Below are 26,221 nucleotides of genomic sequence, written 5' to 3'. Positions count from 1 at the left end.
TGTACAAAACTTGTTAATTTAGTTAACTTGTAGCATTTATCGGACAAAAAGCTCCTTATTAACGTTTAAAAACGTACTTTCGAAAGTTTTTTTTCCTACTTTTGACTAAATAACTAAATAATCTTTATTTAAAACCCCTAAAAATGAAAAACTTAGTATTTGGCCTTTTGGCATGTGTTGCCCTGTTAACTGTTTCCTGCGAATCTAGCGATGTTGCTTCAAATGATTCTTTATATGATGAAGGTGTCGACAAAACACAGTTAATTAATGGTGACAAAAGAAGAAGAAGTGTTGACAAAACGCAATTGATCAATGGTGATAACAGAAGAAGTGTTGACAAAACTCAATTAATAAACGGAGATAGCAGAAGAAAATAAATCCAAAATGTTTATTTAATTTTAAAAGGACAATCATAAATTGTCCTTTTTTTCGTTAGCAACTTATCGAATAAATGATAATTAAGGCCAAATGACCGAAGAATCGAAAGAGACTCGACTTAAAATCAAGAAGAGGATATTAATTGAATCGTTTATAGCATTCTTAGTATTAATATCTCCTTTTATTTTTAAATTACATGAGTATGTTTCAAGTGACCCCGATGCAGTGATAAATTTTTTGGGAATCATTATTACTAAAAACGGATTTCCAAATATTAATGTTTATGTCTGGTTTTTATTAGGCAAGGTCGTTCCTCTATACCTTTTATTAATCTGGTTCTTAACTTGCAAACACTGGTGGTATCACATTATTTTAATCCCAGCTTTGATGTATGCTTTCCAAATCTTCGAGGGTGTTATTTCGGATGATAAATATATCGACTCCGAAAATATACTTTGGCTACTTCCATTTTGTATGATTGTGGTACCTATTGTTTATTTCATCCGAATCAAATTATATGATAAACATGTTAATGGTATTGATTTAGAAGCGATGGAGGCGGAGTTAGCGGCTTTAAAGAAAAAGCAGGCAGACAGATCTAAGGACAAAAAACTAGATAAATTTATTTCTTCAGAAACTTCCAATAAGCCCAAAGGATACCAATCTATGTCCGATAAAATTGAAACGAAATTGTCTACCCATAATATTGAATCTACTATAAAACAGTTTCAACATAGGCTCACTAACTGGTTACACTTAAAATTTTAATTTCAGCCTCCTTGTTTTATGATGTAGCAAAATGCTGTATCATCTAAAGTTCAACAAAATGTCGTATTTTTACTATTAATCGCGTATCGTACGATTAGATGTAATAACTATGAACCAACCTTCTTCTCCTTTTAGCAAACATCAGTTGCTTCCACAAGAGGAAACCTTGGAAATTCTCCGACAAAAGGGTGAGCTTTTTATAGGCATCCCAAAAGAAAATCAATATCAAGAGCAACGAGTTTGCCTTACTCCGGATGCTGTTAACGCCATAACCTCTAACGGTCACCGCGTACTAATTGAAGCGGGAGCTGGAGAGGGAGCTCATTATACGGATTTAGAATATACGAATGCCGGAGGTGAAATAACCAGAGATACTAAAAAGGTTTTTTCCTGTCCTTTACTTTTAAAGGTAGAACCCCCTACCCTTTCGGAGATTGAAATGATGAATCCGCAAACAACTATCATTTCGGCTTTACAGATAAAAACACAAAACAAGGCCTATTTTGAAAAAATGGCCAAGAAACGAATTACCGCTATTGCTTTTGAATATATCCGAGATGAAGATGGCAAATACCCTGCCGTTCGTTCTTTAAGTGAAATTGCAGGAATATCTTCTGTTCTGATCGCCTCTGAAATTATGGCGGCCACCAATGATGGCAACGGACTCATGTTCGGTAATATTAGTGGTGTACCGCCCGTTGAAGTAGTAATTATTGGAGCAGGAACTGTTGGTGAATTTGCGGCTCGTTCCGCCATTGGACTTGGAGCTAATGTTAAGATTTTTGATAATTCCATTTCAAAACTTCGCAGCATACAGTCTAACTTAAGACAAACGGTTTACACTTCCACTATTCAACCTAAAAACCTTTTAAAATCTTTAAAGCGTTGTGATGTAGCTATTGGCGCTACCCGCGGAAAAGACCGATCGCCAGTAGTTGTAACTAGCGGCATGGTAGAGCACATGAAAAAAGGTGCGGTAATAATTGATGTAAGTATAGATATGGGGGGATGTTTTGAAACTAGCACCGTTACTACGCATAATAAACCTACCTGCGAAAAATTTGGGGTAATCCACTACGGGGTTCCGAATATTCCTTCTCGTTATCCAAAAACAGCCACTCTTTCTATTAGTAATATTTTTACTCCCTACTTATTGGAATTAGGTGAAAATGGGGGGTTAGAGAATTCACTTCGGTTTGACAAAGGTTTGCGAAACGGACTATACATGTATCACGGAATACTGACCAACAAATCTGTAGGCGAATGGTTTGATTTGCAGTATAGTGACATTAATTTTCTTATTTTTTAAGAATTTCCTCTAATAACAATTTTACTTCCTGACTATAAATAGACTGTTTATCCCTATTTTTGCAATCGTTTTGAACGGACTTATCTACTTTAAGAAAAATCCGCTGAAATGAAAATTCCAAAACATTAAAATCAGCAAATAACGCTAATGGATTTCTTAAAACGTTTAGGCTTTTATCTTATAGGACTTTCTATCGGAATTGTTTTTTTAACGTTCTTTTTCAAGAAAAAATCTGAGGAAACAGGGGTTTCTTTTTGCTATTTTCCGAACTGCAGAACATTAAAGGACATCCGCTCAAAACCTATGTCCTATTCTGAAGACGTAAGTAGACTTTTTTCTGAAAAGAAACTGGATACAGTAGATATTATTAATATTCTAAGAAATGGTGAGGTAGATTTTTCTAGTAGCCAAACCAAAACCTCCCCATGCAAAACCTACATCATAGAAGGCTCTATTAAGGAGAAGGAAGCTACACTTAAGGTGAGAAACTGTCAAGAAAAAGCACTACTAGAATCTATTTCATTTTAAACACCCAAACTAAAATTCTGGGGCTAAAAAGATTTTACACTATTTTTCTTCGCTGTCTTTCTTTTTTCAGCAAAGACAATTCTCTTGTGGTTTGACCTGCTACCGATGTATTTTCCTCTGCGCGACGAATCAAATAAGGCATTACATCACGTACAGGGCCAAATGGAAGATATTTGGCTACATTATATTCTTTGGCCGCAAGGTTAAAAGAGATATGATCACTCATGCCATACAATTGCCCAAACCATACACGGTTATCATTATTGGCAATACCTTTCTCTGCCAAAAGACGCATCAATTTATATGAACTATCTTCATTGTGCGTGCCGGCAAAGATTGAAACAGTATCCAGATGATTCAGTATATAGGCTACGGCATTATCAAAATTATCATCGGTTTCTTGTTTTGAAGCACAAATAGGGGATTTATACCCTTTTTCCTCAGCTCTTTCATTTTCTTTCTCCATGTACGCTCCGCGCACTACTTTCATTCCAATTCTGAATCCATCTTTATTGGCACGCTTCTGCAGCTCTTTTAAATAATCCAACCGATCCCACCGGTACATCTGCAGCGTATTGAATACTACTGCTTTTTCCTTATTATATTTACGCATCATTTCTTCCACCAATTGATCCGCCGCATCCTGCATCCAGCTCTCTTCCGCATCAATAAGCAACGAAACATCTAAATCATGCGCCTTTTTACAAGTCTTATCAAATCTGGCTACAACTCTTTGCCATTCTTCTTCTTCTTTAGCCGTTAAGGATTTTCCTTCATTGAGCTTTTGAAAAAGAGCGAATCTACCATAACCCGTAGGTTTAAAAACGGCAAAGGGAATAGCGTCTTTTTCCTTTACGAAATCCAACACTTTCAAAATCATTTCCATGGCATCATCAAAAGGATCTTCCGTATCTTTTCCCTCCACCGAATAATCCAAAACAGAGCACACATTTTTAGTGTACATTTTATCAACTACAGGCATACAATCCCTCTCATTTACACCTCCGCAAAAGTGGTCAAAGACGGTAGCCCTTATCAAACCTTCAACAGGGAGATGTGCTTTTATAGCAAAATTTGTCATTGCGGTTCCTATTCTTACAAGAGGCTCATTTGCGATCATTCGGAACAAGAAATAAGCACGTTCAAGCTCAGAGTCGGTTTTCAATGCAAAAGCGGTTGCAGTATCTTCAAAAATTTGTTTCATTTACAGTGATTTCTAGCTGCACCAAATATAAAGACAGAAATTGTATTCTTTAGATAAAAAATATGCTTTATTTTGTGAACCAGTCCGTAAAAAATATCCCGCATAGGCGAAATAAAAAAATTATTAATGCAATCTATATCATCATCTTCTTACGCAGTACATTTTAATCAAAGAGCGTACGATGCGTTAAATGCTCACCTTTCAAACAAAACCTATTCTAAAATCTTCATCTTAGTAGACGAAAACACCCATGAAAACTGTTTACCGATATTTATGGCGCAGATACAAGGAGATTATGATTTTGAGATTATAGAAATAGAATCTGGGGAAGAGAACAAAAATATTGATACCTGCACGGGGGTTTGGAGCGCTTTATCAGAACTTGATGGCGACCGAAAAAGCCTTGTCATTAATCTAGGTGGAGGTGTTTTGACTGATTTAGGAGGATTTGTAGCTTCAACCTTTAAAAGGGGTATAGACTTTATTAATGTGCCAACTACCCTCCTTTCTATGGTTGATGCTTCAGTTGGAGGAAAAACCGGAGTGGACCTTGGCCCACTTAAAAATCAAATTGGCGTCATCAACCAACCGGAAATGGTACTGATAGTTACCGGTTTTTTAAAAACACTGGAAGAACGACAATTAAAAAGTGGTTTTGCGGAGATGCTGAAACATGGACTTATTCAAAATAAAAATTATTGGGAGAACCTTAAAAAAGTAACCGATTTCTTAAATATTGATGATTTGATTTATGATTCCGTAGTTATAAAGAACGAAGTTGTGTTACAGGACCCCACGGAACAACATTTACGGAAAATATTAAACTACGGTCACACTTTAGGTCATGCTATTGAGTCCTATTTCCTGGAAAGCAAAGTACACAAGACCTTACTGCATGGTGAGGCCATTGGTATAGGCATGATTCTAGAGGCCTATTTATCCAAAGAACTCCTTGGCCTATCCTATGAAGAATTAGCGGATATAAAAGCTACTTTTCTTTCCCATTATGATAAGGTTAGTTTTTCCAGCGAAGACATTACCAGTATATTATCTTTATTGAAATTTGATAAAAAGAATTCTCACGGTAACATTAATTTCGTACTTATTTCAGCAATCGGGAAACCGGAAATTGATATTACTATTCCCCATGAATTGTATAAAGATGCTTTTGCTTACTACGCTGAACAATAGTTACATATACTAATTCCTCTAGTTTGACAACTCTTTGAAGAAACCGTGGCAAAAAAGACATAGTTTAGGTACAGATTTATAACCCAAATCAATAACCTACCCGAAACTAACGGGAACAAAACCAACCTACTATGTTACGTAAATTAGTTGATTACAAAAAGTTAGACCGTGAACTTGGAGCTTTGTTAATAGAAACATATTCTGATGGCTACGGAGACGATGACATCATTGTTTTTAAAAACTTAAAAGGCGAAACAGTTGAGGCCGTTGAGCTAAAAACAAAAGACACGATCTACCTTGTCAAGATAAGCAAGAGCCTTTCTAATTTTATTGCCAATTTTGAAGAGAATATCGAAAAGGAACTTGAAAAAGTAACTTTACCCGTAGATACGGAAAACCAAAATTATGATTTAGATGGCGAGTCAGATTTCAAGGCTGAAGACCAAGACTAAACAAGGTTGACCATATAGTTAAGCTTTACTAAAGATATCGCTCTCGCAATATATTGCGATGGTACTTTTGGTGTCCACAAATAACAAAACCTAAAGTAGCAACATTCCAGGATAAATTACTGGCTATTCCTTCATTCTGTAGAGTATCTGTATCAAAACTCTTATAGAGTGCTATGGTGGATTGCCTTACGGCCCTGTATTCTTCTATTATACTTTCTTTTGTGCGTTTTTCCGCCTTAGAACTAGGAGCGTACAAGTCTTGTTCAAAGCCCGGCAAAGGCGTTTTATCACCTCTTGAAAATCGTAAAGAACGGTATTGAAAAACCCTTTCAGAATCAATAATATGTAATAGGACTTCGGCTATGGTCCACTTATCTGATTGATACGCATGAGACAGTTTGCTACTAGGGATGCTTTCAATGAAATTTGGAAAATTCTGAAGTTGTCGTTCCAGCATCTCTAACAAATCTACTTCGCCCAGTACATCTATGTAGGTTTTATAAAATGGAACGGGTGGGGCTATATTCAATTCTGAAGTTCTCATAAGCTCTAAAATAAAAAATTCCCAAGTAGAAGAAACTACCCGGGAATTTAAATAATTGTTTAAAAGTCAAATTTACAATTCGTTAAAAATCGTATGCATTAACCTCTTCTTATCATTAATGCTTTCTTCCAATGAAATCATTGTTTCCGTACGGCTAATTCCATCAATATCATCTATTCTAAAAATAATGTTTTTAGCATGATTGGTATCCTTTGCTCTAATTTTACAGAAAATATTGAATTTTCCTGTAGTAATATGAGCGACGGTTACATTTGGTATTTGCTCCAAACGCTCTAAAACAAATTTGGTTTGATGCGTTTTTTCTAAAAATATACCAACGTAAGCTATAAATGCATATCCAAGTTTTACATAATCCAATGTAAGAGAAGACCCTTTTATTATACCTGCTTCTTCCATTTTCTTAACACGAACGTGAACTGTTCCTGCAGAAATCAAAAGCTTTTTAGCTATATCGGTAAATGGAGTTCTGGTGTTATCAATTAACATATCCAGAATCTGGTGATCTATCTCGTCTAATTTTACTTTTCCCATATTTGGTCGTGTTTTGGGCAAAAATAAAAAATTATGATATAATACGCATTAAAACTTGTGTTTTTTTAACAAAAACGTAAGGATTCAATGGTTTTGAAAAATTATGCTCAAAAATTCATTCTTTAACAAGCTGATAAAAAGACTGTTGTCTAAGTTTAATTAAATCTGCTTCGTTTGAACAGTCATAAATTTCATGTCCATAATAATCGGAAAGAACACCCCTTTTATCGATTACGGGTTCAAACTCAACCCTTCCTTTGCTTAATATTTCTTTATAAAGTACTCCTATAGAGGCACTTTCTTTCAAACTTGAATCAATAATCTCGGCATTTTTAATTAGTATGTCAAAAAAGAGTTTACCATTTTCGGGTATCTGAAAATAATCATCTCTCTTATAATTATCAATTTTGTTTTCAGCGATAGTTTGTACCGCGCTTATCATAGCACGAAAAATAAATTCCCTTGTACGCTCTCTTTCATAATCTTTTGGAAAATGACCAGATTCAAACAAAATGGTAGGCACATGAAGCATTTGAAAGCTATCCCCAACGCAATTGCTATTAAAGCCGTCATCATATCTACCGACTTGTCCCGGAATAATTTCTTGCAAAGTTTTATTCATTGCCACAATCAATTGCATACTAACACCTCTTGTTTTTGAAATAGTACGCTCTGGATCATGAGCTGGTGCTAGGAATGAAACCGTTGCAGGTTTAGGCGTATTTCCAACATTGAAAATTGTGCGCTGATCATGAAGATTAAAACAGTAATGTGGTTCAAAGTCATCAAATGCCTTTCTTAAAACCACACTTTCAGGTTGCGTTCTATTTTGAGCATCTCTATTTAAATCTATATCATTTGCATTTATTCGCGTATAAGCCGCGGCACCATCAGGATTTAACATAGGTATGATCATCAATGTACATCGTTCCAAAATAAATGAAGCTACAGCAAAATCTGCATTTAAATAATTAATAAAATCCAAAACCGCTTTTGTAGTTGTAGATTCATTCCCATGCATCTGAGACCACATTAAAATCTTAATAGGACCTGTCCCCAATTTTAGACTCTTTATTTCTCTTTCTTGAACAGATTTACCTATCGCTCTAATTAAAAGTTTCCTATTATTATTCTCTAAAAACTGAAGGATTTGCTCGTTAATCACGTAACGCCCACCAACTGATTTTTCTTTTATCAAACTGTAATCAGATTCCGAAATACTCATTTGCCATTATTTATGATTACAAAAGTAACATCTTAATTATTTACAATTGTAATTAACTAAATATACATTTGTAAACTATTTTTATGATTCATTTTCTGTAATAAGATACATTTGTAACCAAAAAAAGAGATGCGCACTCGCTTATATTATATAATTAATATATTTAACTGTAAATCAGTATTTTACTTTTACTTACTTAAACATCAAAATTGGATTAATTCTATTAATTAGTTAGGTTTTTTATTAAATAACAAACGTTTTCATTACTTTTAACCTAATATTATTTACAATGGTAAACACTTCTGATTTTATTGAGCGTCTTGAGCATTTACTACGTTATTACGGGCTCTCAGCCTCTAGTTTTGCCGATAGAATTAATGTGCAACGATCAAGTATTTCTCATCTTCTATCCGGACGAAATAAACCAAGTTTAGATTTTGTTCTTAAAGTGGTAGGCGTTTTTCCTGAAGTAAATTTGTACTGGCTATTGAACGGCAAAGGCTCGTTCCCTTCCGATTCCGAAAAGCAGATTGTCAAAACACCCTCTTCACCAAAACCGAAGATTGAATCTGACGAAACCCCAACCAGAACCATTCCCTCGCCTGAGAAGAAAATTGATAAGATTGTTATTTTTTATATCGACGGAAGTTTTGACGCTTATAACAAATAACAGACTTTTATTTTCTTTAATTTTGTTGAGATGATACAGAAAATACTTCCTATACTCTCAGCACTATTTCTTATGACTTCTTGCTATGAGCCTGAAAGAAATTGTGCCGACTTTAAAAACGGGGAATTTAGTTTTACCACAACTATAGATGGTGAAGAGCAAACGACCACGTTCATTCGTGATGGTAACTTGGAGGTTGATTATTTTAACGGCAAGTCCGATTCTTCTTCTGTGCGATGGATAAACGATTGCGAGTACATCACAAAGAAACTGAACCCGAAGAACAAATCCGAAGAACAGTCAATTCACATGAAAATACTGACCACCACAAAGGATTCATATACCTTTGAATTTAATATTGTAGGCCAGAACAAGCATGACAGGGGTACCGCTATTAAAATCAAATAACAACGCATCCAACAATTGAACTGTAAGATCGCATTTGAATTTGAACCACATCCAATCTCTTTCTAAAGGTTTATTACATTTTAGAAAACAGCTTTCTCAGCTTTTTTAAGACATCATAAACGGAAAGGGATGTAATTCCGTTACAAACATAGCAAAGAGACTTAAAAGCCTCTCTTCGTTCCAAAAAACAAATAGCCCAACTTCAAGAAGTCGGGCTATTTTATGCGGATGTTTAAATTTTCATTTAGTTAGGTCTACTATAAGCAACCTCTGGGCTTTTCTCACTATGCTCTCTAGATAATCGCTGCTGTTGCTTAACCGTAAGCGTACTGCCATCTGGGCTCCAACCTGGAGGTCCGAAAATATACATCAACTTATGAGAGAATTTTTTAGCCTTTTTAACGTCCGCCCAAATATCTTTGAACTCATGTGTTAATATTACAATAGGGTTATAGGATTTTGGCGCGTGAATCACCCCAAATTTCACCTCAATATCTTCATCCAATTCTTTCCAAGTACCAAAAATCTTGTCAAAAATATTCAAGAAACCTCCGTGATTCTTATCTAAATACTCCACATTTTGCGCGTGATGTACCTGGTGCATAGTATGTGTATTAAAAATCTTTTCTACCCATCCCATTTTTGGTACGTACTGAGAATGCAACTGAAACTGCCAGAAAGACTCAATAGCCAAAGCAAAAATCACAACTTCAACAGGGAAACCTATAGCAGGCATCCACATATAGAAAAAGGGCTTGTACAGAAGTGTAAACCAACCATTACGTATAGCCGTACCCAAATTAAAATGATCAGAAGAATGATGAACAATGTGCGCCGCCCATAGTAATCTTACTTCATGGTTGGCCCTATGAAACCAATAGTATGTGAAGTCATCTGCTAATTGACACAAAACAAAGACATACCAAGCATAGCCAAAAGATTCGTACCCCATAATGTTGGTACGTACCCCATCAACAATTGGATTGAAAAATTCATAAGTATATGTGAAAACGGTAATTAGAACCGTAATTTTAATAAGCGGACCTAATATTGCCGAACCGATACCCATTGCTCCACTTGCCATAAAATCTTTCCAAACGTAGAGGTCTTTATCTCCATGCGTGTGACTATAGGAGATTTCCAGCAATATAAATGCTATAAAGCAGGGTACGCCATAAACTAGAGGGTTCGTCAAATCCATATTTAAACAATTTTTTTTTGCAAAGATAGCATTAATAAGGCCTAATTTGTGTAAACCCCATTAATTAAGACTATTCTAACATAGCCTACATAGATGCCAATTTCTGAAGTGATTACATTTTTTTATTTCGTAACAAAGTATTCTGTTCCTGCATTAGCTTTTCCAAACTTGCCAACAATTCAATATTTTTTGGCGTTTCAACCTCTTTATTATCAGGGTCTTCCGCCTTTGACTTAAAGCTATGAAACCCTTTTATGACAACAAAAATCGTTAATGCTATAATCAAAAAATCAATTAGAACCTCTAACATTTCGCCATATCCAATTGCTACTTCCTGAACATCACTAATGGCCTCACGGAGTATATATTTTTTACTGCTCAGGTTTACATCATCGGTAAGTAGCGATAATGGCGGCATAATAACTTTTTTAACCAGCGTGTTGATTACATTATTAAATGCTGTACCGATAATTATACCGATCGCCATATCAATCATATTACCTTTTATGGCAAAATTCTTGAATTCCTGTATAAAATTTTTCATAATAGATTTACTGTTTATTCAAACAAAGAGGTTTGAACATCTTCATCATCATCTCCTTTACTAGGTTTGTCGCCTGTTTCTGTTTTTCCTGCTTTAGCGCTATCAGTACTCCCCGATTTATTTACATTCTCCTCTCCTATCACTTCTATTTCTTTAGTTTCAATAGGTTCAGGCTCTACATAAGGTAATGGCTCTAATCTGTTTATTTCCAAAACCTTATCTTTTGTTAACTGGTTGCCCATTGCCCCTATTCCTTTCAAGGAAATAAAATCCTCAAGGCTAATCTCTAAGTTCTCTTTACGGTCTTGACCACGCTTCTTTGCAAAGACCAATTCTATCACTGGCCTATAGTCCGTGCTAGCAATCTCCAAATGAGATTTAGGATGGTCCGTTAATACATTTTCCTCCTTATCCGGTTGGTCTATTACAAAACGTTTTACATAAAATAGTTCTTTTTCGCCTTCCCAATACACCACGGAAAGCGGTTTTTTAGGAATCCATTTTTCAAGAACAACCACGTCCTCGTCAAAATGCAAAGTTAATTCAGGAATAACGGTTTTAACAAGTCCGTTTTGATTTACGATCAGCAAACGATCCTCACTTGTGAATTCTCCTAAGAAATCACCTCTGTTATCGATATTTAAACGCTGGACCGTATCATCAAACCATAATTTTCTTGGTTTTAAGGTAGAAAGCCCCTTTTCCTTTAACTCAATACGCTTTACAGAATACTTGGTGACAATATTTCCTTTTGAAGAACGCCCTTTAATCATGATATTGGCAAAATCAATATCCCATTTCAATTTTTTGATACTACCTACATGACGCAGATTAACGGTAACTACTTCTGCCTCTCCATTAGGGTTTCCGGAAAAATAATGCACAAAAGTACCAGCCTTGCCACTCCCCATTTCATAATGTTTGTCTCTAGTGATGCTGGTAACATTAAACCGTTTAATATAGGTTGCCCCTCCTTTGCCATCCCTATAAATCATATTATAAACAGTGCGCTTATCTTTTTTCTTGAAAACAGCCACATATATAATACCCTTGCCAACAAATGTTTTTGAATCTACTTTAAAGACCATCATTTTACCATCTTGTGTAAAGGCAATTATATCGTCTATATCACTACAATCGGTAACATATTCATCCCTTTTTAAGGACGTACCTACAAAACCCTCTTCTCGGTTTACATATAATTTAGTATTTCTAATAACCACCTTGGTAGCCTCAATATCATCAAAAAGACGTATCTCAGATTTGCGCTCACGACCTTCACCGTAAGTGTCTTTTAATCTTTGGAAATACGCAATGGCATAATCCACAAGATGCGCTAAATGATGCTTGACCTCTGCAATCTTTTCTTCTAAATTATCAAGGTATTGCTGCGCTTTATCCAAATCGAATTTTGAGATACGTTTAATACGAATTTCAGTAAGACGTACAATATCTTCTTCTGTAACCGTACGTCTAAGATGTTTTGTAAACGGAGCCAAACCTTTATCGATTGCGGTTATTACCCCTTCCCAGGTTTCCTCATCCTCTATATCCCGATAAATGCGGTTTTCAATGAATATTCTTTCCAGCGAAGCAAAATGCCATTGCTCCTCTAATTCCGAAAGTTGAATTTCCAATTCTTGGCGAAGTAATTCCACTGTAGCATCGGTTGAACGGCGCAGCATTTCAATGACTCCAATAAACAGAGGCTTGTTGTCCTCTATAATACAACCCAATGGCGAAATTGAAGATTCACAAGCTGTAAAGGCGTAAAGAGCATCAATAGTCCTGTCAGGTGAAATACCTGTAGGCAGATGAACTAAGATTTCCACTTCTGCAGCAGTATTATCCTCTATTTTTTTTATTTTTATCTTGCCCTTATCGTTTGCTTTTAATATAGAATCTATTAAAGAAGAGGTGTTAGTGCCGAAAGGTATTTCACTTATAATCAATGTGTTCTTCGAGTGCTGTGCTATTTTAGCCCGGACTCTTATTTTTCCTCCTCTTAACCCTTCATTATAATTGGATACGTCAATAATTCCTGCGGTAGGAAAATCAGGAAACAACTTAAAACGCTGACCTTTTAAATGCTTGATGGAAGCATCTATAACCTCAACAAAGTTGTGCGGCATTATCTTGGTAGAAAGACCAACCGCAATACCTTCTGCCCCTTGCGTTAAAAGCAACGGAAACTTAACGGGAAGGTTTACAGGTTCTTTTTTACGACCATCATATGACTGCTGCCACTCGGTAATCTTCGGACTAAAAACCACGTCCAACGCAAATTTTGAAAGTCGAGCTTCAATATACCTTGAAGCCGCAGCACGATCACCGGTCAAGATATTACCCCAGTTTCCCTGTGTATCGATCAATAAGTCTTTTTGACCAATCTGCACCATAGCATCCGCAATACTCGCATCACCATGCGGGTGGTACTGCATAGTGTGCCCCACTACGTTTGCTACTTTGTTGTAACGCCCATCGTCAAGATCCTTAAGTGAATGCATGATACGGCGCTGCACCGGCTTGAATCCATCTTCGATTGCAGGTACGGCACGTTCTAAAATTACGTAAGATGCATAATCTAAAAACCAATCCTTGTACATGCCCGTTACACGGGTAAGAGCATCGTCTGGTGATTGTTCTTCACCTTCCGTTACTTCAATATTTTCAGGCTGCTCCTGGTTCTGATCAGCAGATTCTCCAGAATGATTTTCAGGTGAATTCTGGTTTTCAGCTTCGTTCAGTTCGTCATTTTCCTCCATTCAGAAAAACTCGTATTTCTTTGGTTTATAATTATTTTTCCTCTACCAAGTCAATCTCTACTTTAAGATTTTCAATGATAAATTTTTGACGATCCGGGGTATTTTTTCCCATATAGAAACTTAATAGTTGTTCAATAGACATCGCCTTATCTAACATTACCGGCTCCAACCGGATATCAGCTCCAATAAAATGCTGAAACTCGTCTGGTGAAATTTCTCCCAGACCTTTGAAACGGGTAATTTCCGGTTTGCCCGAAAGTTTCTCCATTGCATTTTTCCGCTCTTCTTCGCTGTAGCAATAAATAGTCTCCTTCTTGTTCCGAACACGGAATAACGGAGTTTGCAAAATATACAAATGATTCTCTTTTATCAATTCAGGAAAGAATTGCAAAAAGAAGGTAATCAACAGTAAGCGAATGTGCATACCATCAACATCCGCATCAGTTGCGATAACAATATTATTATATCGCAAGTCCTCCATAGACTCTTCAATGTTCAATGCTGCCTGCAACAAATTGAACTCTTCATTCTCGTAGACTATTTTTTTAGATAATCCATAGGAATTTAAAGGCTTTCCTTTTAGGCTAAAAACCGCCTGTGTATTAACATCACGAGATTTCGTAATTGATCCGGAAGCAGAATCACCCTCTGTAATAAAAAGTGTACTTTCTAAATTCCTGTCTTTTTTGGTATCACCTAAATGAATACGGCAATCACGTAATTTCTTATTGTGAAGGTTTGCTTTTTTTGCCCTGTCTTTCGCCAGTTTGCGAATACCGGACAATTCCTTACGCTCCCTTTCTGCTTGTAAAATTTTTCGCTGTAAAGCTTCCCTGGTATCCGGATTCTTGTGCAGATAATTATCAAGGTACTTTCCAACAAAGTCATTTATATATGTTCTTACCGTAGGCAGTTCACCACCCATATCAGTAGAACCTAATTTGGTTTTGGTCTGACTTTCAAAAACCGGCTCCATCACTTTTATGGATATGGCGGATATCACGGATTTCCTAATATCAGAAGACTCGTAATTTTTACCATAAAACTCACGAATGGTTTTTACCAAAGCCTCACGGAACGCTGTCTGGTGCGTTCCTCCTTGTGTAGTGTTTTGCCCGTTTACAAAAGAATGATATTCCTCGCTGTACTGTGTTTTGCTATGCGTAAGCGCTATTTCAATATCATCGCCCTTTAAATGAATTACAGGGTAAAGAAAATCATCTGTATTGTTATTATCCTCAAGTAAATCTTTTAATCCGTTTTCTGAGTGAAATTTCTCCCCATTAAAAACAATGGTCAATCCTGGATTTAGATATACATAGTTCTTGACCATGCGTTCCACATACTCAGCTCTGTACTTAAATTTTTTGAAGATAGATTCATCTGGCGTAAAACTAACCTTTGTACCACGCCGTCTTGTAGTCTCTTCAAGAAGTTCCTCATTCTGTAGCTCTCCGATTTGAAACTCAGCGGACTTTGATTTTCCGTCCCTTGTACTTTCAACCCTGAAATAACTGGAAAGTGCATTTACCGCTTTTGTACCCACCCCGTTTAGACCAACAGACTTTTTGAACGCACGGGAATCATACTTACCGCCAGTGTTCATTTTAGAAACAACATCTACCACCTTTCCTAAAGGAATACCACGACCATAATCACGAACGATTACCCTATCGCCCTGAATTGAAATCTCAACGGTCTTACCCGCCCCCATCACAAATTCATCTATACAGTTGTCAATAGTTTCTTTTAGAAGAATATAAATCCCGTCATCCGCCGAAGAACCATCACCCAATTTACCGATGTACATACCAGGTCGCAATCGAATGTGTTCTTTCCAGTCGAGTGAACGGATGTTATCTTCTGTGTAATTGGAATTTTCGGACATAAATCAGGGGTTTGGAACTAAACTACCGATAAAGATAATACGACAATTAAAAAGATGAAACCCCAAACTGTTAAAGTAATTAACAATGAATTTATGCATTTTGTTGATATATTCGCTTAATATGGCAAATTTAGCGGTCATTACGAGCTATTTTAGATAAAAATTTGAAAATCTAATGCAATTCAATCTGTAACAAACGGAATACACCTACACAAAGCCGTCAAACATTGAATGTTTACCTTAAAAAATTAAAGAATGAAAAAACTCCTGTTAGTATTAATTCTATTTTTAGGAAGTCTTGCTTCTACCCTCGCCCAAAATTTTGAGAAAGATTACAAAACCATAGAGCCCAAAGTAATTGAATGGCGGAGGGAGATTCACCAAAGTCCGGAATTGTCCAATCGCGAGTTTAAAACCGCGGAAAAAATAGCAAAGCACCTAAGTTCACTAGGAATGGAAGTGCAGACCGGCGTTGCCCATACTGGAGTAGTAGGTGTTTTAAAAGGGAAGAAACCCGGTAAAGTCATAGCATTGCGTGCTGATATTGATGCCCTTCCTGTTTTTGAGCGCAACGATCTTCCATACAAATCTACAGTCACAACAGATTATAAAGGGGAAAAAGTGCCCGTTATGCATGCTTGTGGGCACGATACACATATGGCCATTTTAATGGGTGTAGCGGAGATACTATCAAAACACACCGATCAAATTAAGGGAACGGTTAAATTTATATTTCAACCTGCCGAAGAAGGCCCGCCAGAGGGTGAAGAGGGAGGAGCCTTATTAATGGTAAAAGAAGGTGTTCTTAAAAATCCGGATGTGGACGCTATTTTTGGGCTCCATATTAATTCGCAAACACCTGTAGGCGTTATACGCTACAAGTCTGGTGGCACTATGGCCGCTGCACAAAAATTTGTGATTAACGTAAAAGGTAAGCAGAGTCACGGAGCAAGACCTTGGTCGGGTATTGACCCCATTCTAATTAGCGCCAAAATTATTGATGGATTGCAAACCATAATCAGCCGCGAAGCAGAACTAACCAATGAAGCAGCGGTAATAACCGTAGGTAAAATAACAAGCGGTGTACGATTTAATATTATACCCGAAAGCGCAGAAATGATCGGCACCATACGTACACTGGACTATGACATGAAAACCCTCATCAACAAAAGAATGAAAGAAATGGTTCCCGCCTTGGCAAAAGCATACGGTGGCGAAGCAACTATTGAAATAAAAGATGCTACAGACATCACTTACAACGACCCTGATTTAGTTACAAAAATGATACCCACTCTCAACAAAGTTGCGGGAGCGGACAATGTACAAACACAAAAAGCCGTTACAGGTGCTGAAGACTTCTCTTATTATCAAAGGGAAGTACCGGGTTTTTTCTTTTTTTTAGGAGGAATGACCCCTGGGAATACAGAATCTTTTCCACATCATACACCGGATTTCATAATAGATGACAGCGGTTTGCTATTAGGGGTAAAGGCGTTGACCGAAATGAGTATTGATTACCTTGATAAATAATATTTTAAAAAATATAACTTAAATAATCAGTTTAAATAGTATTTCACACATTTATGGAGCAATTTATTTCCTTTTTTGAGAGTATTTCGTGGTGGGTATGGGGTGTAGTCTTTCTTCTGATTGTTGCCTTCCGAGATATCTTTTTTCAACGCTCTCATACCATCTCTCACAACTTTCCCGTAGTAGGCCATTTACGGTATTGGTTAGAAAGTATAGGGCCAGAAATGCGTCAATATTTTGTGGCCAACAATCGAGAAGAACTTCCATTTAACCGAATAGAAAGAGGATGGATATATGCTTCTGCAAAGAAAGAAAACAACTATGAGGGTTTTGGAACGGACAGAGATATTTATGCCCATCAACATATTTTTGTAAAAAATCAAATGATGGCATATAAGGTGCCTGAAAATCATATAAATATAACGGACAAAACATTTATTCCCTGTGCTAAGGTTATGGGAGCTTACAATCAAAGAAGGAAGCCTTTTAGACCCAGCTCCATAATTAATGTATCTGCCATGAGTTTTGGCTCATTATCGGCCGCTGCCATAGAAGCTATGAACAGAGGTGTTGCTAAAGCAGATGCATATCACAATACCGGAGAAGGCGGGCTCTCATCATACCACAAGCAAGGTGGCGATGTTATTTTTCATTTTGGAACGGGTTATTTTGGAGTTCGTACACCGGACGGAAACTTTTCCATGGAAAAAATGAAAAAGCTCGTTGCGGAAAACCCAAGCGTAAAAGCTATAGAAATTAAATTATCACAAGGCGCTAAACCCGGGAAGGGAGGCGTACTGCCAGGCGCAAAAATAACCCCGGAATTAGCCGAGATAAGAGGCGTTGAAGTAGGTAAAGATGTGCTTTCTCCCGCCACACACAAAGCTTTTAATAATGTACAAGAGCTATTGGAGCTTATTGAGAAAATTGCAGAAGAAACTGGGTTACCCGTCGGTATTAAAGGAGCTATAGGTAAATTGAACCAATGGGAAGAACTGGCAGATTTGATGGTAAAAACAGGAAAGGGGCCCGATTTTATTACCATAGACGGTGGTGAAGGCGGCACTGGTGCTGCTCCTCCATCTTTTGCTGACCACGTTTCCTTACCTTGGGTATATGGTTTTTCCAGTCTTTATAAAGTTTTCTTGACCCGAAAGTTAACTGACCGTGTTGTATTTATTGGCAGTGGTAAATTAGGATTTCCGGCCAAAGCGGCAATGGCATTTGCAATGGGCGTAGATTGTATTAATGTAGCCCGTGAAGCTATGATGAGTATAGGTTGTATCCAAGCCCAAGTTTGCCATACCAACCGCTGTCCAGCAGGAGTGGCTACACAAAACAAATGGTTGCAAAAAGGTATTGATGTACCTCTAAAATCTGACCGTCTGGCGCAATATTTTATGACCTTTAGAAAGGAACTCTTAGAAATTACACATGCTTCTGGTTATGAACACCCTTGCCAATATACAATGGATGATATTCAGCTTAACGTAGATGATAACGACTTGAACCGAAGCTTGGCTTCTTCTTACGGTTATAACAAGGCTAAGGTTCCTTTTGTCAATATGCAAAAACTGCATGATTGTATCCACTTGGGAGGAAAGCATTGTGAAAACAGCTAAGAATAATATACATTTGTTAGACGTTTTATTTTTTCCAAATCATATAACACGAATTAAATCTAAGCAATTTATGAAACACGCCCTACTTACCCTTGCTCTTATTCTTTTCGCTAGCTTATCGTTACAAGCACAACGAAAAAGTGACCTTCTAGAAGAAATAGCTCAATTAAAAATGCAGTTGGACTCTGTAAATGGAGAAATATTTGACGCAAGAAAGAACGAAAAAGTAGCAGTAACCAAAGCAGAATCTTTCGAAACCCAGGTTACTGAGCTTCAAACGGCAAATAACACTTTAATGAAGAACCTGAACAGTTTTGCAGAAGTTTCTAACAAGAACTCTAATATGGTAACTACTGCAATGGCTAATCTTGAGGCTAAAGAAGACCAGCTAAAAGCTATAAAAGCATCAATTGCCACCAATGATTCCATAACTATTCTTGTTTTGACCAATGTTAAGCAAACCATGGGCGAAAATGCCAAAATAAGTGTTTCTGAAGGGGCTGTTGTTGTTTCATCGGATTTATCAAGTTTATACGGAAGCGATACGGGTACTGCACTTACTCCGGAAGCGGAAGCCTGGACAGAAAAAATTGCTAATATTTTAATGGCAAATCCAAGTACAAGTGTTACCATAGAAGGTTTGAGCATGACAGGAGACATAGAAACACCGGCAAAACAAGCCATGGCAATAGCTTCACTCCTTCAGAAGAAATTTAAAATTGCTCCTGAGCGTATTATGGCCTTGGGTAGAGATGGAAATTTAAAAGAAGGTGTACAAGTCAATATTCACCCTGATTTCAATAAATTTTATCTCATGGTAAGAGAGCAGATGAAGAACTAAAAGTTATCCCGTTTTTTGTATACTTTTTGATAAAATCCCCCGTTCTATTATCCAAATAAACCAAATACCAAAAAAATGTCTGGAGAAGGAATTTTACAAATGTTCGGCTTTTTATTGCCTGCAGTAGTTACAGGGGTCGTTGCCTTTTACTTTTTTAAGTTGCATACTAAAAACGAAGATGGCCGCAGACGCTTTCTATTACACAAAGACTCGCAGAAGAATACTATACCTGTTCGTTTACAAGCATACGAGCGTATGGCACTTTTTCTTGAGCGCATCGCTATACCTAGTCTAGTGGTAAGAGTAGCTCCAAAATCTACGGACAAGAATGCATACGAAAGCCTTTTGATAAAAAGTATAGAGACGGAATTTGAGCATAACCTGTCTCAACAGATTTATATGACAGATGAATGTTGGAACGTTATTAAAGCAGCCAAAAGCGCAACTGTTCAAATGATTAGAAAAGCAGCAATGAGCGAAACGGAATCTGCAGATAAATTACGTGAGGATATTCTAACCGAAACCATGGAAAAACAATCACCTTCCTCAACAGCTTTATCTTATATAAAAAAGGAAATAGGTTTTCTCTGGAAATAAAATATAATAAACTTAACCAGTTTAAAACAAGCCGCTCTAATATTTATTATTTAGGGCGGTTTTAGTTTTACAACACCTCTCCCTTTTCTGGCTCTATTTGATTTAGTTCTATATTTTTAAATTTTGCGAAGTTGTAACCACTCTTCCACCACACCGTCATTTTCTCCTTGTCAAAAATCAATGAATTTGTAGTCAATACCGTTGGCGTATAATAGAAGTTTATAATAGCATCATTATGCTTTGCCACGTATTTACCTATACGAATATTTTGATGCTCAATACGGTCTAGCATATATTCAAACATTGTGGTCAGTAATGAGAAGGCGTTTCGGGACGGCAAACGATTTAAGTGACTTACTTCGGTTTGTAAAACAATAACGTCAACTTCAGTAGCTCCTCTTTTAAGAGCTTCTTCTATAGGCACCATGTTTCCCAATCCTCCATCTGCATATTCACAGCCATTCTTGCGGACTAAACTCATAAAAGGTGTGTAGTTGCATGAAATCCAAATCCACTCACAAAACTCATCATAAGTGCAATCATTAATACTTTTGTACTCTACCTGATTTAAAGAAAGATTGCTAACCGTTGCTATAATCTCTTTGGGGCCGTTCTTCAAATTTTCGAACTCCTCTACTGTTAAGGTGTTTTTTATCAGTTTTAGAAGGTTTCTACTTTCTCCAAAGGTCTTTCTTCCTTTGTAAAAGTTCTTCAGAACATTCCAGTGATCTATCCCAATGGTATGCACACCATGTTTTTTTTGAATCGTAAACGGGCAATTACTAAAAATACTATGCTGATTCACATTTGTATAAACCTCTTTTATTTTTTCAATTTTAGCTAGAGCTAAGTGAGAAATAAGCAAACTACCTGTAGAGGTGCCAAGAAAAAAATCGTATTCATGATGAAGTTCTTCCATTAGGTATTGCGCAACGCCGCCTGCAAAAGCACCTTTACTACCTCCACCCGATATAACCAATGCCCTCATTATTACTTAAGTTTTGTATTCATATAACGTGATTCGTCTTCGTTTAGTTTCCCAACCAGTTTTTGGATACGAATTTTATAATCTTCATCTTCCAAAAGTTCATCTATTAAACTTCTGGCAAATCTCTTAAACTGCCATGAATGGTGATTTGTGGCATAGATAAGATTAAGGAGTCCCTCATCTGTAAAACCTATTTCGCGCAAGTATTGAAATGCGGACATACGAACTTCCCATCCATATTCCGGAGAAGTATAACCGCTCAATTCCGCAAAATACTTTGTGGTGTTTTGAGCTTCATAATCATTAGTGGCAACCGCTAACAACAACCACAATAGCCGTACATTTTTGTTTGGCAAGCCAATAACACTTTTAGTAGCATCTAAATACACTTTTTGACTTTCAGGAAAATTTGACCATAGTTTATACAAAGCCAGTTCTTGGGTCACATAACTTTTATCCGTCAATAATTTCTCCACTGCTTCCTTTTTGTTGATTGGAATTTTTTGAATTAGCTGAAGCCCTTTTTGACGAACTTCTAAATAAGGACTTTCCATTAATATCATCTCCAATCCGCCTGTGACTATACCTTTCTCAAATTTATCTATTAATGCCTCTTTATATTCTATGGGCCATTTTTCATATAGCCAAACACTAAGATCTTTTTCGGAATGGTTAGATAGGAAAAAAGTCCGGATAGATTTGTTTTTCGCCATTAGAAAGGTCTTCACATCTGTATAAGGAAACTCAGTGGACAACAACCACTTTGCTCTAAACCCATCTAGATTTAAAGCTGATGCCAGTTCAATTTCCTTTATAAAATCATCAATTGTTACATTCTTAAACTGATGTTTATTCAAATAAGCTGAAACCCCTTTTTTAAACGCCTCATCCCCCACTTTATCTTTTAACATAACCAAGGCCCATGCTCCCTTTTCATAAAAAGTAGCACTACTCGCTTTGGGGTCTACCAAAGCTTGCCCTTTACCATTCTCAGATATTTCCTGAAGCTCTTTTGCCGTTTCAAACAACTTCCAAAAAAAATGGTCGTCGCCAAAAATTTCCTTTTCGGCTAAATAAGCATAATAAGTTGCGAATCCTTCATGCAGCCAATGGTGGTTTCCGTCCTTTTCAGTGACCAAGTTCCCAAACCACTGGTGCGCCATCTCATGGGCATTGATATTTACAAAATTTTTATCTACAAAAGCAGTGGAATCAATAACATATCCATCTGAAAAAATTGTAGTTCCGGTATTTTCCATTCCTGCGTACAGAAAGTCGCGAACAGGAATCTGTTTGTAATTCTGCCATGGGTAAGGCACTCCAATTTCATCTTCTAGAAAATCAAAAATTTGTTGTGTATAACGGTAAGTTGGCTCTAGCCTTGTACTATCTTGAGGATAATAATAATTTTCAATGGGCACGCCACTAGAAGAAGCTATTTCCTGTTTACTGTAATCACCAATAGCAAAAGCCAGAAGATAACTGCTCATGGGTTTTTCCATATTAAAAAGCCAAACAGGTTTATCATCCATTTGAGGAGGAACCACAGCTAATTTACCATTTGCTATTGCATCAAATTTTCTACCCGCCTGAATAAATAAATCAAACTCAACTTTCTCGTTCATATCATCAAAGCTGGGCAACCAATGACTGGTATACTTGCCTTGACCCTGCGTCCAAATCTGTTCGTTCCCTTCTATAGTATCTCCCCAGCCTAAAAAATAAACGGTTTGCTTTGGTTTGGCTAAATACTCAATAGTGAGTTTATACGATTTGTCTTTTTTAAACTTTTTATAAATTGAAATGGTTTTGTCCGTTTTAACAAAATCCACTTTTTTTCCGTCCAGTTCAACTTTTGTAAATGCCATATCTTTGGCATCAAGGAAAACGGAATCAACATTTTGAAGTATGTCAAACCGATAAATCACACCCCCTTTTATCTCCTTATTTAATGGAATAGGCTCAATAAACACATCGGCTTGAATAAAGTCGACTTTATCTTGATGCTGACCAAAGCAAGAACATATCGAAAAGAAAAAAAAGAGTGCGAAAAGGTTTCTCATGAAGTCTTAGGAACAAATTGTACACCAAATTTAACGTTTTAGTTTGTTGCAATTATACTATCACTTAATTTAGTCCCATGAACGCTAATTCACTTCAGACTCCTATTGTATACTTAAAAGGTGTTGGACCTAATCGTGCTGAGACCTTGCAGTCTGAACTGGGGATACATACGTTTCAAGATTTACTGAATCTTTTCCCCAATAGATACATAGACAAAACCCACTATTATAAAATTGGACAGTTACAGCGTAGCAATGCAGATGTACAAATAGTTGGTAAGATTGTCCACCTCAAAACCGTAGAACAGAAAAAAGGTAAACGTCTTGTAGCAAGTTTTGTTGATGATACAGGGGAAATGGAATTAGTGTGGTTTAGAGGTCAAAAATGGATTCGTGAGAACATAAAGCTCAATACGCCTTATGTAATTTTTGGAAAGTGCAATTGGTTTAACGGCAAGTTTTCAATGCCGCACCCGGAGATGGAGCCTCAAAAAGACCACGAACAAGGTCTTAAGATAGCTATGCAACCTGTTTACCCCTCTACTGAAAAACTTAGCAATAAAGGTATTTCTAATAGAATGATAAGCAAGTTGGTCCAACAAATATTTATTGAAACCAAAGGCCGGTTCACAGAAACCCTTTCTGAAAAATTATTATTTGAATTAAAGCTGCTGCCCAAAAGCGAGTCACTTTTCAACATACATTTTCCAAAGAATCAAGAGCTCTTAGCAAAAGCACAGTACAGATTAAAATTTGAAGAACTCTTTTATATCCAAATGCAGCTGATTGCGAAGAACATGCTTCACAAGAAGAAAATAAAAGGGTTTAATTTTGATCAGGTAGGAACAATATTTAATGAATTCTACAAAAACCACTTACCTTTTGAACTCACAGGCGCTCAAAAAAGAGTAATCAAAGAAATTAGAGGGGACTTGGGAAGTAATGCCCAAATGAATAGATTGCTGCAAGGAGATGTTGGTTCCGGAAAGACCATTGTTGCGGTTATGGCTATGCTTTTGGCAATAGACAATGATTTTCAAGCTTGCCTAATGGCGCCCACGGAAATTTTAGCAAATCAACATTATACAGGTATTTCAGAATTATTAGAAGGTACAGGGATTACTTGTGCTCTTTTAACAGGTTCCGTCAAGAAATCTGCTCGCCGCCCTATTCATGAACAGTTAGAAAGCGGAGAACTCCAGATTCTTATTGGTACACACGCGCTTCTTGAAGACAAAGTGAAATTTAAAAATTTGGGTTTGGCTATAGTAGACGAACAACACCGTTTTGGTGTAGCGCAGCGCTCTAAACTCTGGCATAAAAATGAAATACCACCTCACATTCTTGTAATGACGGCAACGCCTATTCCGAGAACATTGGCCATGAGTCTATATGGCGATTTGGATGTTTCAACTATTGATGAGCTTCCTCCTGGAAGAAAACCCATAAAAACCGTACACAGGTTTGATAGTAATCGTTTAAAAGTATTTCAATTCATACGGGACGAAATAAAGAAAGGCCGTCAAATTTACATCGTATATCCTCTTATTCAAGAGTCCGAAGCTTTGGATTATAAGGATTTAATGGATGGGTATGAGAGTATTGCTCGCGATTTTCCAATGCCAGATTATCAAATTTCAATTGTCCACGGACAAATGAAACCAGCGGACAAAGATTACGAAATGGAACGGTTTGTAAAAGGCGAAACTCAAATTATGGTAGCTACAACAGTTATTGAAGTTGGGGTTAACGTTCCCAATGCTTCGGTAATGATCATCGAGAGTGCGGAACGTTTTGGACTATCGCAATTACACCAGCTTCGAGGTCGTGTAGGTCGTGGTGCCGACCAAAGTTTCTGTATATTAATGACGAGTCATAAATTGTCTACAGAAGCAAAAACTAGACTTCAAACCATGGTACAGACCAACGATGGTTTTGAAATTGCAGAAGTCGATTTAAAACTACGAGGCCCAGGTGATATTATGGGAACTCAACAAAGCGGCGTACTCAATTTAAAAATTGCAGATATTGTAAAAGATAATGACATTCTCAAAACAGCTCGCTACCATGCCATGCAAATTTTAAAAGACGACCCTTCTCTTGAAAAACCAGAAAATTTAGTTATCAGACATGCTTACTCGCAGCTTGTGAAATACAAGAATATTTGGAATTATATAAGTTGAGAATAAACTAAAATTTCATTTGGTGATTTTAAAATTGTACTTTATTCAGATGATAAATAAAAAATGTGTTTTGAGTTATACCAAAATTAAAAATTAATAAAGAATTAATATCTTTATGGACTTCCCTGAGCATTAACACCTCCGCTATAATTACCAGAACCACTTAAAGTTAGGCTGTAATTATATGTCCCAGGAGGGAAACTTTCGGTTATTCGTTCGTTCGCCCCCCCTCCTGAGACAGATGCTGTGTACGACTTTCCATCTATTATAAAGGTTATAATTCCGCTCTCAGGTCCTGATGAACCTATTCCAAAAATAAAAGTCATTGGTCCACCTGAAATTGTAACCGTCCCGCTAACCGATGGTTGTCCAATACTTACATTTTGTGAGCCATTCCATGTTGCCTTTGGCACAACTGGATCAGAAACTGTTACAATTACTAAATCACTAGACTCAGCATTTTCATTATCGGTCACAGTAAGTATAAATGTATAGCTTCCTACGTTCGTCAAGCCCGTTACAGATGTACTTATACTGTTTGGACTGTTAATAGTACCAGTTCCTCCAACTTTTGTCCATTTATAAAACTTAATACTACCATCTAAATCTTCGCTGTCCGAACCATCCAAAGTAACCATATTTGTAGGTAAAGTGATACTCTGGTTGGCTCCTGCATTTGCCTTTGGCGGCTGATTAGAAGTTTCACTAACAGTTATCGTTACGGTTTCGGAATCCGTTGCACCACGGTTGTCCGTAACAGTTAGGGTTAC

At 36.9% G+C, this 26,221-nt stretch carries 24 protein-coding genes; 13 read left to right on the top strand and 11 right to left on the bottom strand.

Annotated features, from left to right (window positions below; translation table 11 throughout):
* The first annotated feature begins 143 nt into the window (after nucleotides 1-143).
* The 4 genes from KO521_RS06550 to KO521_RS06535 all read left to right on the top strand — a co-directional run bounded on the left by KO521_RS06550 (nucleotide 144) and on the right by KO521_RS06535 (nucleotide 2,983).
* Nucleotides 144-377, top strand: a complete 234-nt coding sequence (locus KO521_RS06550) for a hypothetical protein (protein ID WP_215939100.1) — start codon at nucleotides 144-146, stop codon at nucleotides 375-377.
* A 91-nt stretch (nucleotides 378-468) separates the two neighbouring features.
* On the top strand, nucleotides 469-1,146 hold the full coding sequence (locus tag KO521_RS06545; RefSeq protein WP_215939099.1) for a hypothetical protein: 678 nt from the start codon (nucleotides 469-471) through the stop codon (nucleotides 1,144-1,146).
* Between the two features lie 109 nt (nucleotides 1,147-1,255).
* A complete protein-coding gene (locus tag KO521_RS06540; RefSeq protein WP_215939098.1) occupies nucleotides 1,256-2,455 on the top strand; it encodes an alanine dehydrogenase in 1,200 nt (399 codons plus the stop codon).
* A gap of 147 nt (nucleotides 2,456-2,602) precedes the next feature.
* The gene (locus tag KO521_RS06535; protein ID WP_215939097.1) at nucleotides 2,603-2,983 is read left to right on the top strand and encodes a DUF4258 domain-containing protein; all 381 of its coding nucleotides are present in this window, start codon (nucleotides 2,603-2,605) and stop codon (nucleotides 2,981-2,983) included.
* Nucleotides 2,984-3,017: 34 nt separating this feature from the next.
* On the opposite strand, the gene KO521_RS06530 is transcribed toward KO521_RS06535, so the two are convergent.
* Complete coding sequence (locus KO521_RS06530) at nucleotides 3,018-4,187, bottom strand: proline dehydrogenase family protein (protein ID WP_215939096.1); 1,170 nt, start codon at nucleotides 4,185-4,187, stop codon at nucleotides 3,018-3,020.
* Nucleotides 4,188-4,313: 126 nt separating this feature from the next.
* Between KO521_RS06530 and aroB the strand changes: the two genes are divergently transcribed.
* Both aroB and KO521_RS06520 read left to right on the top strand, forming a co-directional pair.
* The gene (gene aroB, locus KO521_RS06525) at nucleotides 4,314-5,378 is read left to right on the top strand and encodes a 3-dehydroquinate synthase (protein WP_215939095.1); all 1,065 of its coding nucleotides are present in this window, start codon (nucleotides 4,314-4,316) and stop codon (nucleotides 5,376-5,378) included.
* Nucleotides 5,379-5,509: 131 nt separating this feature from the next.
* Nucleotides 5,510-5,830, top strand: a complete 321-nt coding sequence (locus tag KO521_RS06520; protein WP_215939094.1) for a hypothetical protein — start codon at nucleotides 5,510-5,512, stop codon at nucleotides 5,828-5,830.
* 28 nt (nucleotides 5,831-5,858) lie between these two features.
* On the opposite strand, the gene KO521_RS06515 is transcribed toward KO521_RS06520, so the two are convergent.
* From KO521_RS06515 to KO521_RS06505, 3 genes are all read right to left on the bottom strand, one after another.
* On the bottom strand, nucleotides 5,859-6,374 hold the full coding sequence (locus KO521_RS06515; protein ID WP_215939093.1) for a DinB family protein: 516 nt from the start codon (nucleotides 6,372-6,374) through the stop codon (nucleotides 5,859-5,861).
* 72 nt (nucleotides 6,375-6,446) lie between these two features.
* On the bottom strand, nucleotides 6,447-6,926 hold the full coding sequence (locus KO521_RS06510; RefSeq protein ID WP_013995861.1) for an Lrp/AsnC family transcriptional regulator: 480 nt from the start codon (nucleotides 6,924-6,926) through the stop codon (nucleotides 6,447-6,449).
* A 115-nt stretch (nucleotides 6,927-7,041) separates the two neighbouring features.
* Nucleotides 7,042-8,151: a M14 family metallopeptidase gene (locus tag KO521_RS06505; protein WP_215939092.1), complete on the bottom strand. Its 1,110-nt coding sequence runs from the start codon at nucleotides 8,149-8,151 to the stop codon at nucleotides 7,042-7,044.
* A 289-nt stretch (nucleotides 8,152-8,440) separates the two neighbouring features.
* Here KO521_RS06505 and KO521_RS06500 point away from each other — a divergent pair, with 289 nt between their 5' ends.
* Complete coding sequence (locus KO521_RS06500; protein WP_215939091.1) at nucleotides 8,441-8,821, top strand: helix-turn-helix domain-containing protein; 381 nt, start codon at nucleotides 8,441-8,443, stop codon at nucleotides 8,819-8,821.
* A 30-nt stretch (nucleotides 8,822-8,851) separates the two neighbouring features.
* On the top strand, nucleotides 8,852-9,229 hold the full coding sequence (locus tag KO521_RS06495) for a DNA topoisomerase IV (RefSeq protein WP_215939090.1): 378 nt from the start codon (nucleotides 8,852-8,854) through the stop codon (nucleotides 9,227-9,229).
* Between the two features lie 244 nt (nucleotides 9,230-9,473).
* Here KO521_RS06495 and KO521_RS06490 read toward each other — a convergent pair whose 3' ends face one another.
* The 4 genes from KO521_RS06490 to KO521_RS06475 all read right to left on the bottom strand — a co-directional run bounded on the left by KO521_RS06490 (nucleotide 9,474) and on the right by KO521_RS06475 (nucleotide 15,627).
* A complete protein-coding gene (locus tag KO521_RS06490; protein ID WP_215939089.1) occupies nucleotides 9,474-10,430 on the bottom strand; it encodes a sterol desaturase family protein in 957 nt (318 codons plus the stop codon).
* Nucleotides 10,431-10,542: 112 nt separating this feature from the next.
* A complete protein-coding gene (mscL, locus tag KO521_RS06485; protein WP_215939088.1) occupies nucleotides 10,543-10,974 on the bottom strand; it encodes a large conductance mechanosensitive channel protein MscL in 432 nt (143 codons plus the stop codon).
* A gap of 14 nt (nucleotides 10,975-10,988) precedes the next feature.
* Entirely contained in the window at nucleotides 10,989-13,739 is a 2,751-nt protein-coding gene (locus KO521_RS06480; RefSeq protein WP_215939087.1) for a DNA gyrase/topoisomerase IV subunit A, read from the bottom strand.
* A 31-nt stretch (nucleotides 13,740-13,770) separates the two neighbouring features.
* Nucleotides 13,771-15,627: a DNA topoisomerase IV subunit B gene (locus KO521_RS06475; RefSeq protein WP_215939086.1), complete on the bottom strand. Its 1,857-nt coding sequence runs from the start codon at nucleotides 15,625-15,627 to the stop codon at nucleotides 13,771-13,773.
* A 255-nt stretch (nucleotides 15,628-15,882) separates the two neighbouring features.
* Between KO521_RS06475 and KO521_RS06470 the strand changes: the two genes are divergently transcribed.
* The 4 genes from KO521_RS06470 to KO521_RS06455 all read left to right on the top strand — a co-directional run bounded on the left by KO521_RS06470 (nucleotide 15,883) and on the right by KO521_RS06455 (nucleotide 20,217).
* Complete coding sequence (locus KO521_RS06470) at nucleotides 15,883-17,157, top strand: amidohydrolase (protein WP_215939085.1); 1,275 nt, start codon at nucleotides 15,883-15,885, stop codon at nucleotides 17,155-17,157.
* A gap of 53 nt (nucleotides 17,158-17,210) precedes the next feature.
* Complete coding sequence (locus tag KO521_RS06465) at nucleotides 17,211-18,779, top strand: FMN-binding glutamate synthase family protein (RefSeq protein ID WP_215939084.1); 1,569 nt, start codon at nucleotides 17,211-17,213, stop codon at nucleotides 18,777-18,779.
* Between the two features lie 70 nt (nucleotides 18,780-18,849).
* Nucleotides 18,850-19,620 (top strand): hypothetical protein, encoded by a 771-nt coding sequence (locus KO521_RS06460; RefSeq protein WP_215939083.1) that lies wholly within the window; start codon nucleotides 18,850-18,852, stop codon nucleotides 19,618-19,620.
* Between the two features lie 75 nt (nucleotides 19,621-19,695).
* Nucleotides 19,696-20,217, top strand: coding sequence for a hypothetical protein (locus tag KO521_RS06455; protein WP_215939082.1), 522 nt, complete (start codon nucleotides 19,696-19,698; stop codon nucleotides 20,215-20,217).
* A 67-nt stretch (nucleotides 20,218-20,284) separates the two neighbouring features.
* Here the strand turns inward: KO521_RS06455 and KO521_RS06450 are convergent, their stop codons facing one another.
* Nucleotides 20,285-21,205, bottom strand: a complete 921-nt coding sequence (locus KO521_RS06450; protein ID WP_215939081.1) for a patatin-like phospholipase family protein — start codon at nucleotides 21,203-21,205, stop codon at nucleotides 20,285-20,287.
* Nucleotides 21,206-21,207: 2 nt separating this feature from the next.
* Nucleotides 21,208-23,268, bottom strand: a complete 2,061-nt coding sequence (locus KO521_RS06445) for a M1 family metallopeptidase (protein WP_215939080.1) — start codon at nucleotides 23,266-23,268, stop codon at nucleotides 21,208-21,210.
* A gap of 77 nt (nucleotides 23,269-23,345) precedes the next feature.
* Here KO521_RS06445 and recG point away from each other — a divergent pair, with 77 nt between their 5' ends.
* Complete coding sequence (recG, locus tag KO521_RS06440) at nucleotides 23,346-25,451, top strand: ATP-dependent DNA helicase RecG (protein WP_215939079.1); 2,106 nt, start codon at nucleotides 23,346-23,348, stop codon at nucleotides 25,449-25,451.
* 113 nt (nucleotides 25,452-25,564) lie between these two features.
* Here recG and KO521_RS06435 read toward each other — a convergent pair.
* Nucleotides 25,565-26,221, bottom strand: a 657-nt coding sequence (locus tag KO521_RS06435; RefSeq protein WP_215939078.1) for a PKD domain-containing protein, incomplete at its 5' end; no start/stop codon positions are given.

Source organism: Zobellia uliginosa, from assembly GCF_018860745.1.
GTDB classification, from domain to species: domain Bacteria; phylum Bacteroidota; class Bacteroidia; order Flavobacteriales; family Flavobacteriaceae; genus Zobellia; species Zobellia uliginosa_B.
The sequence above is the reverse complement of the archived record's forward strand: the minus strand, read 5'-3'. Positions and strand labels throughout refer to the sequence as shown.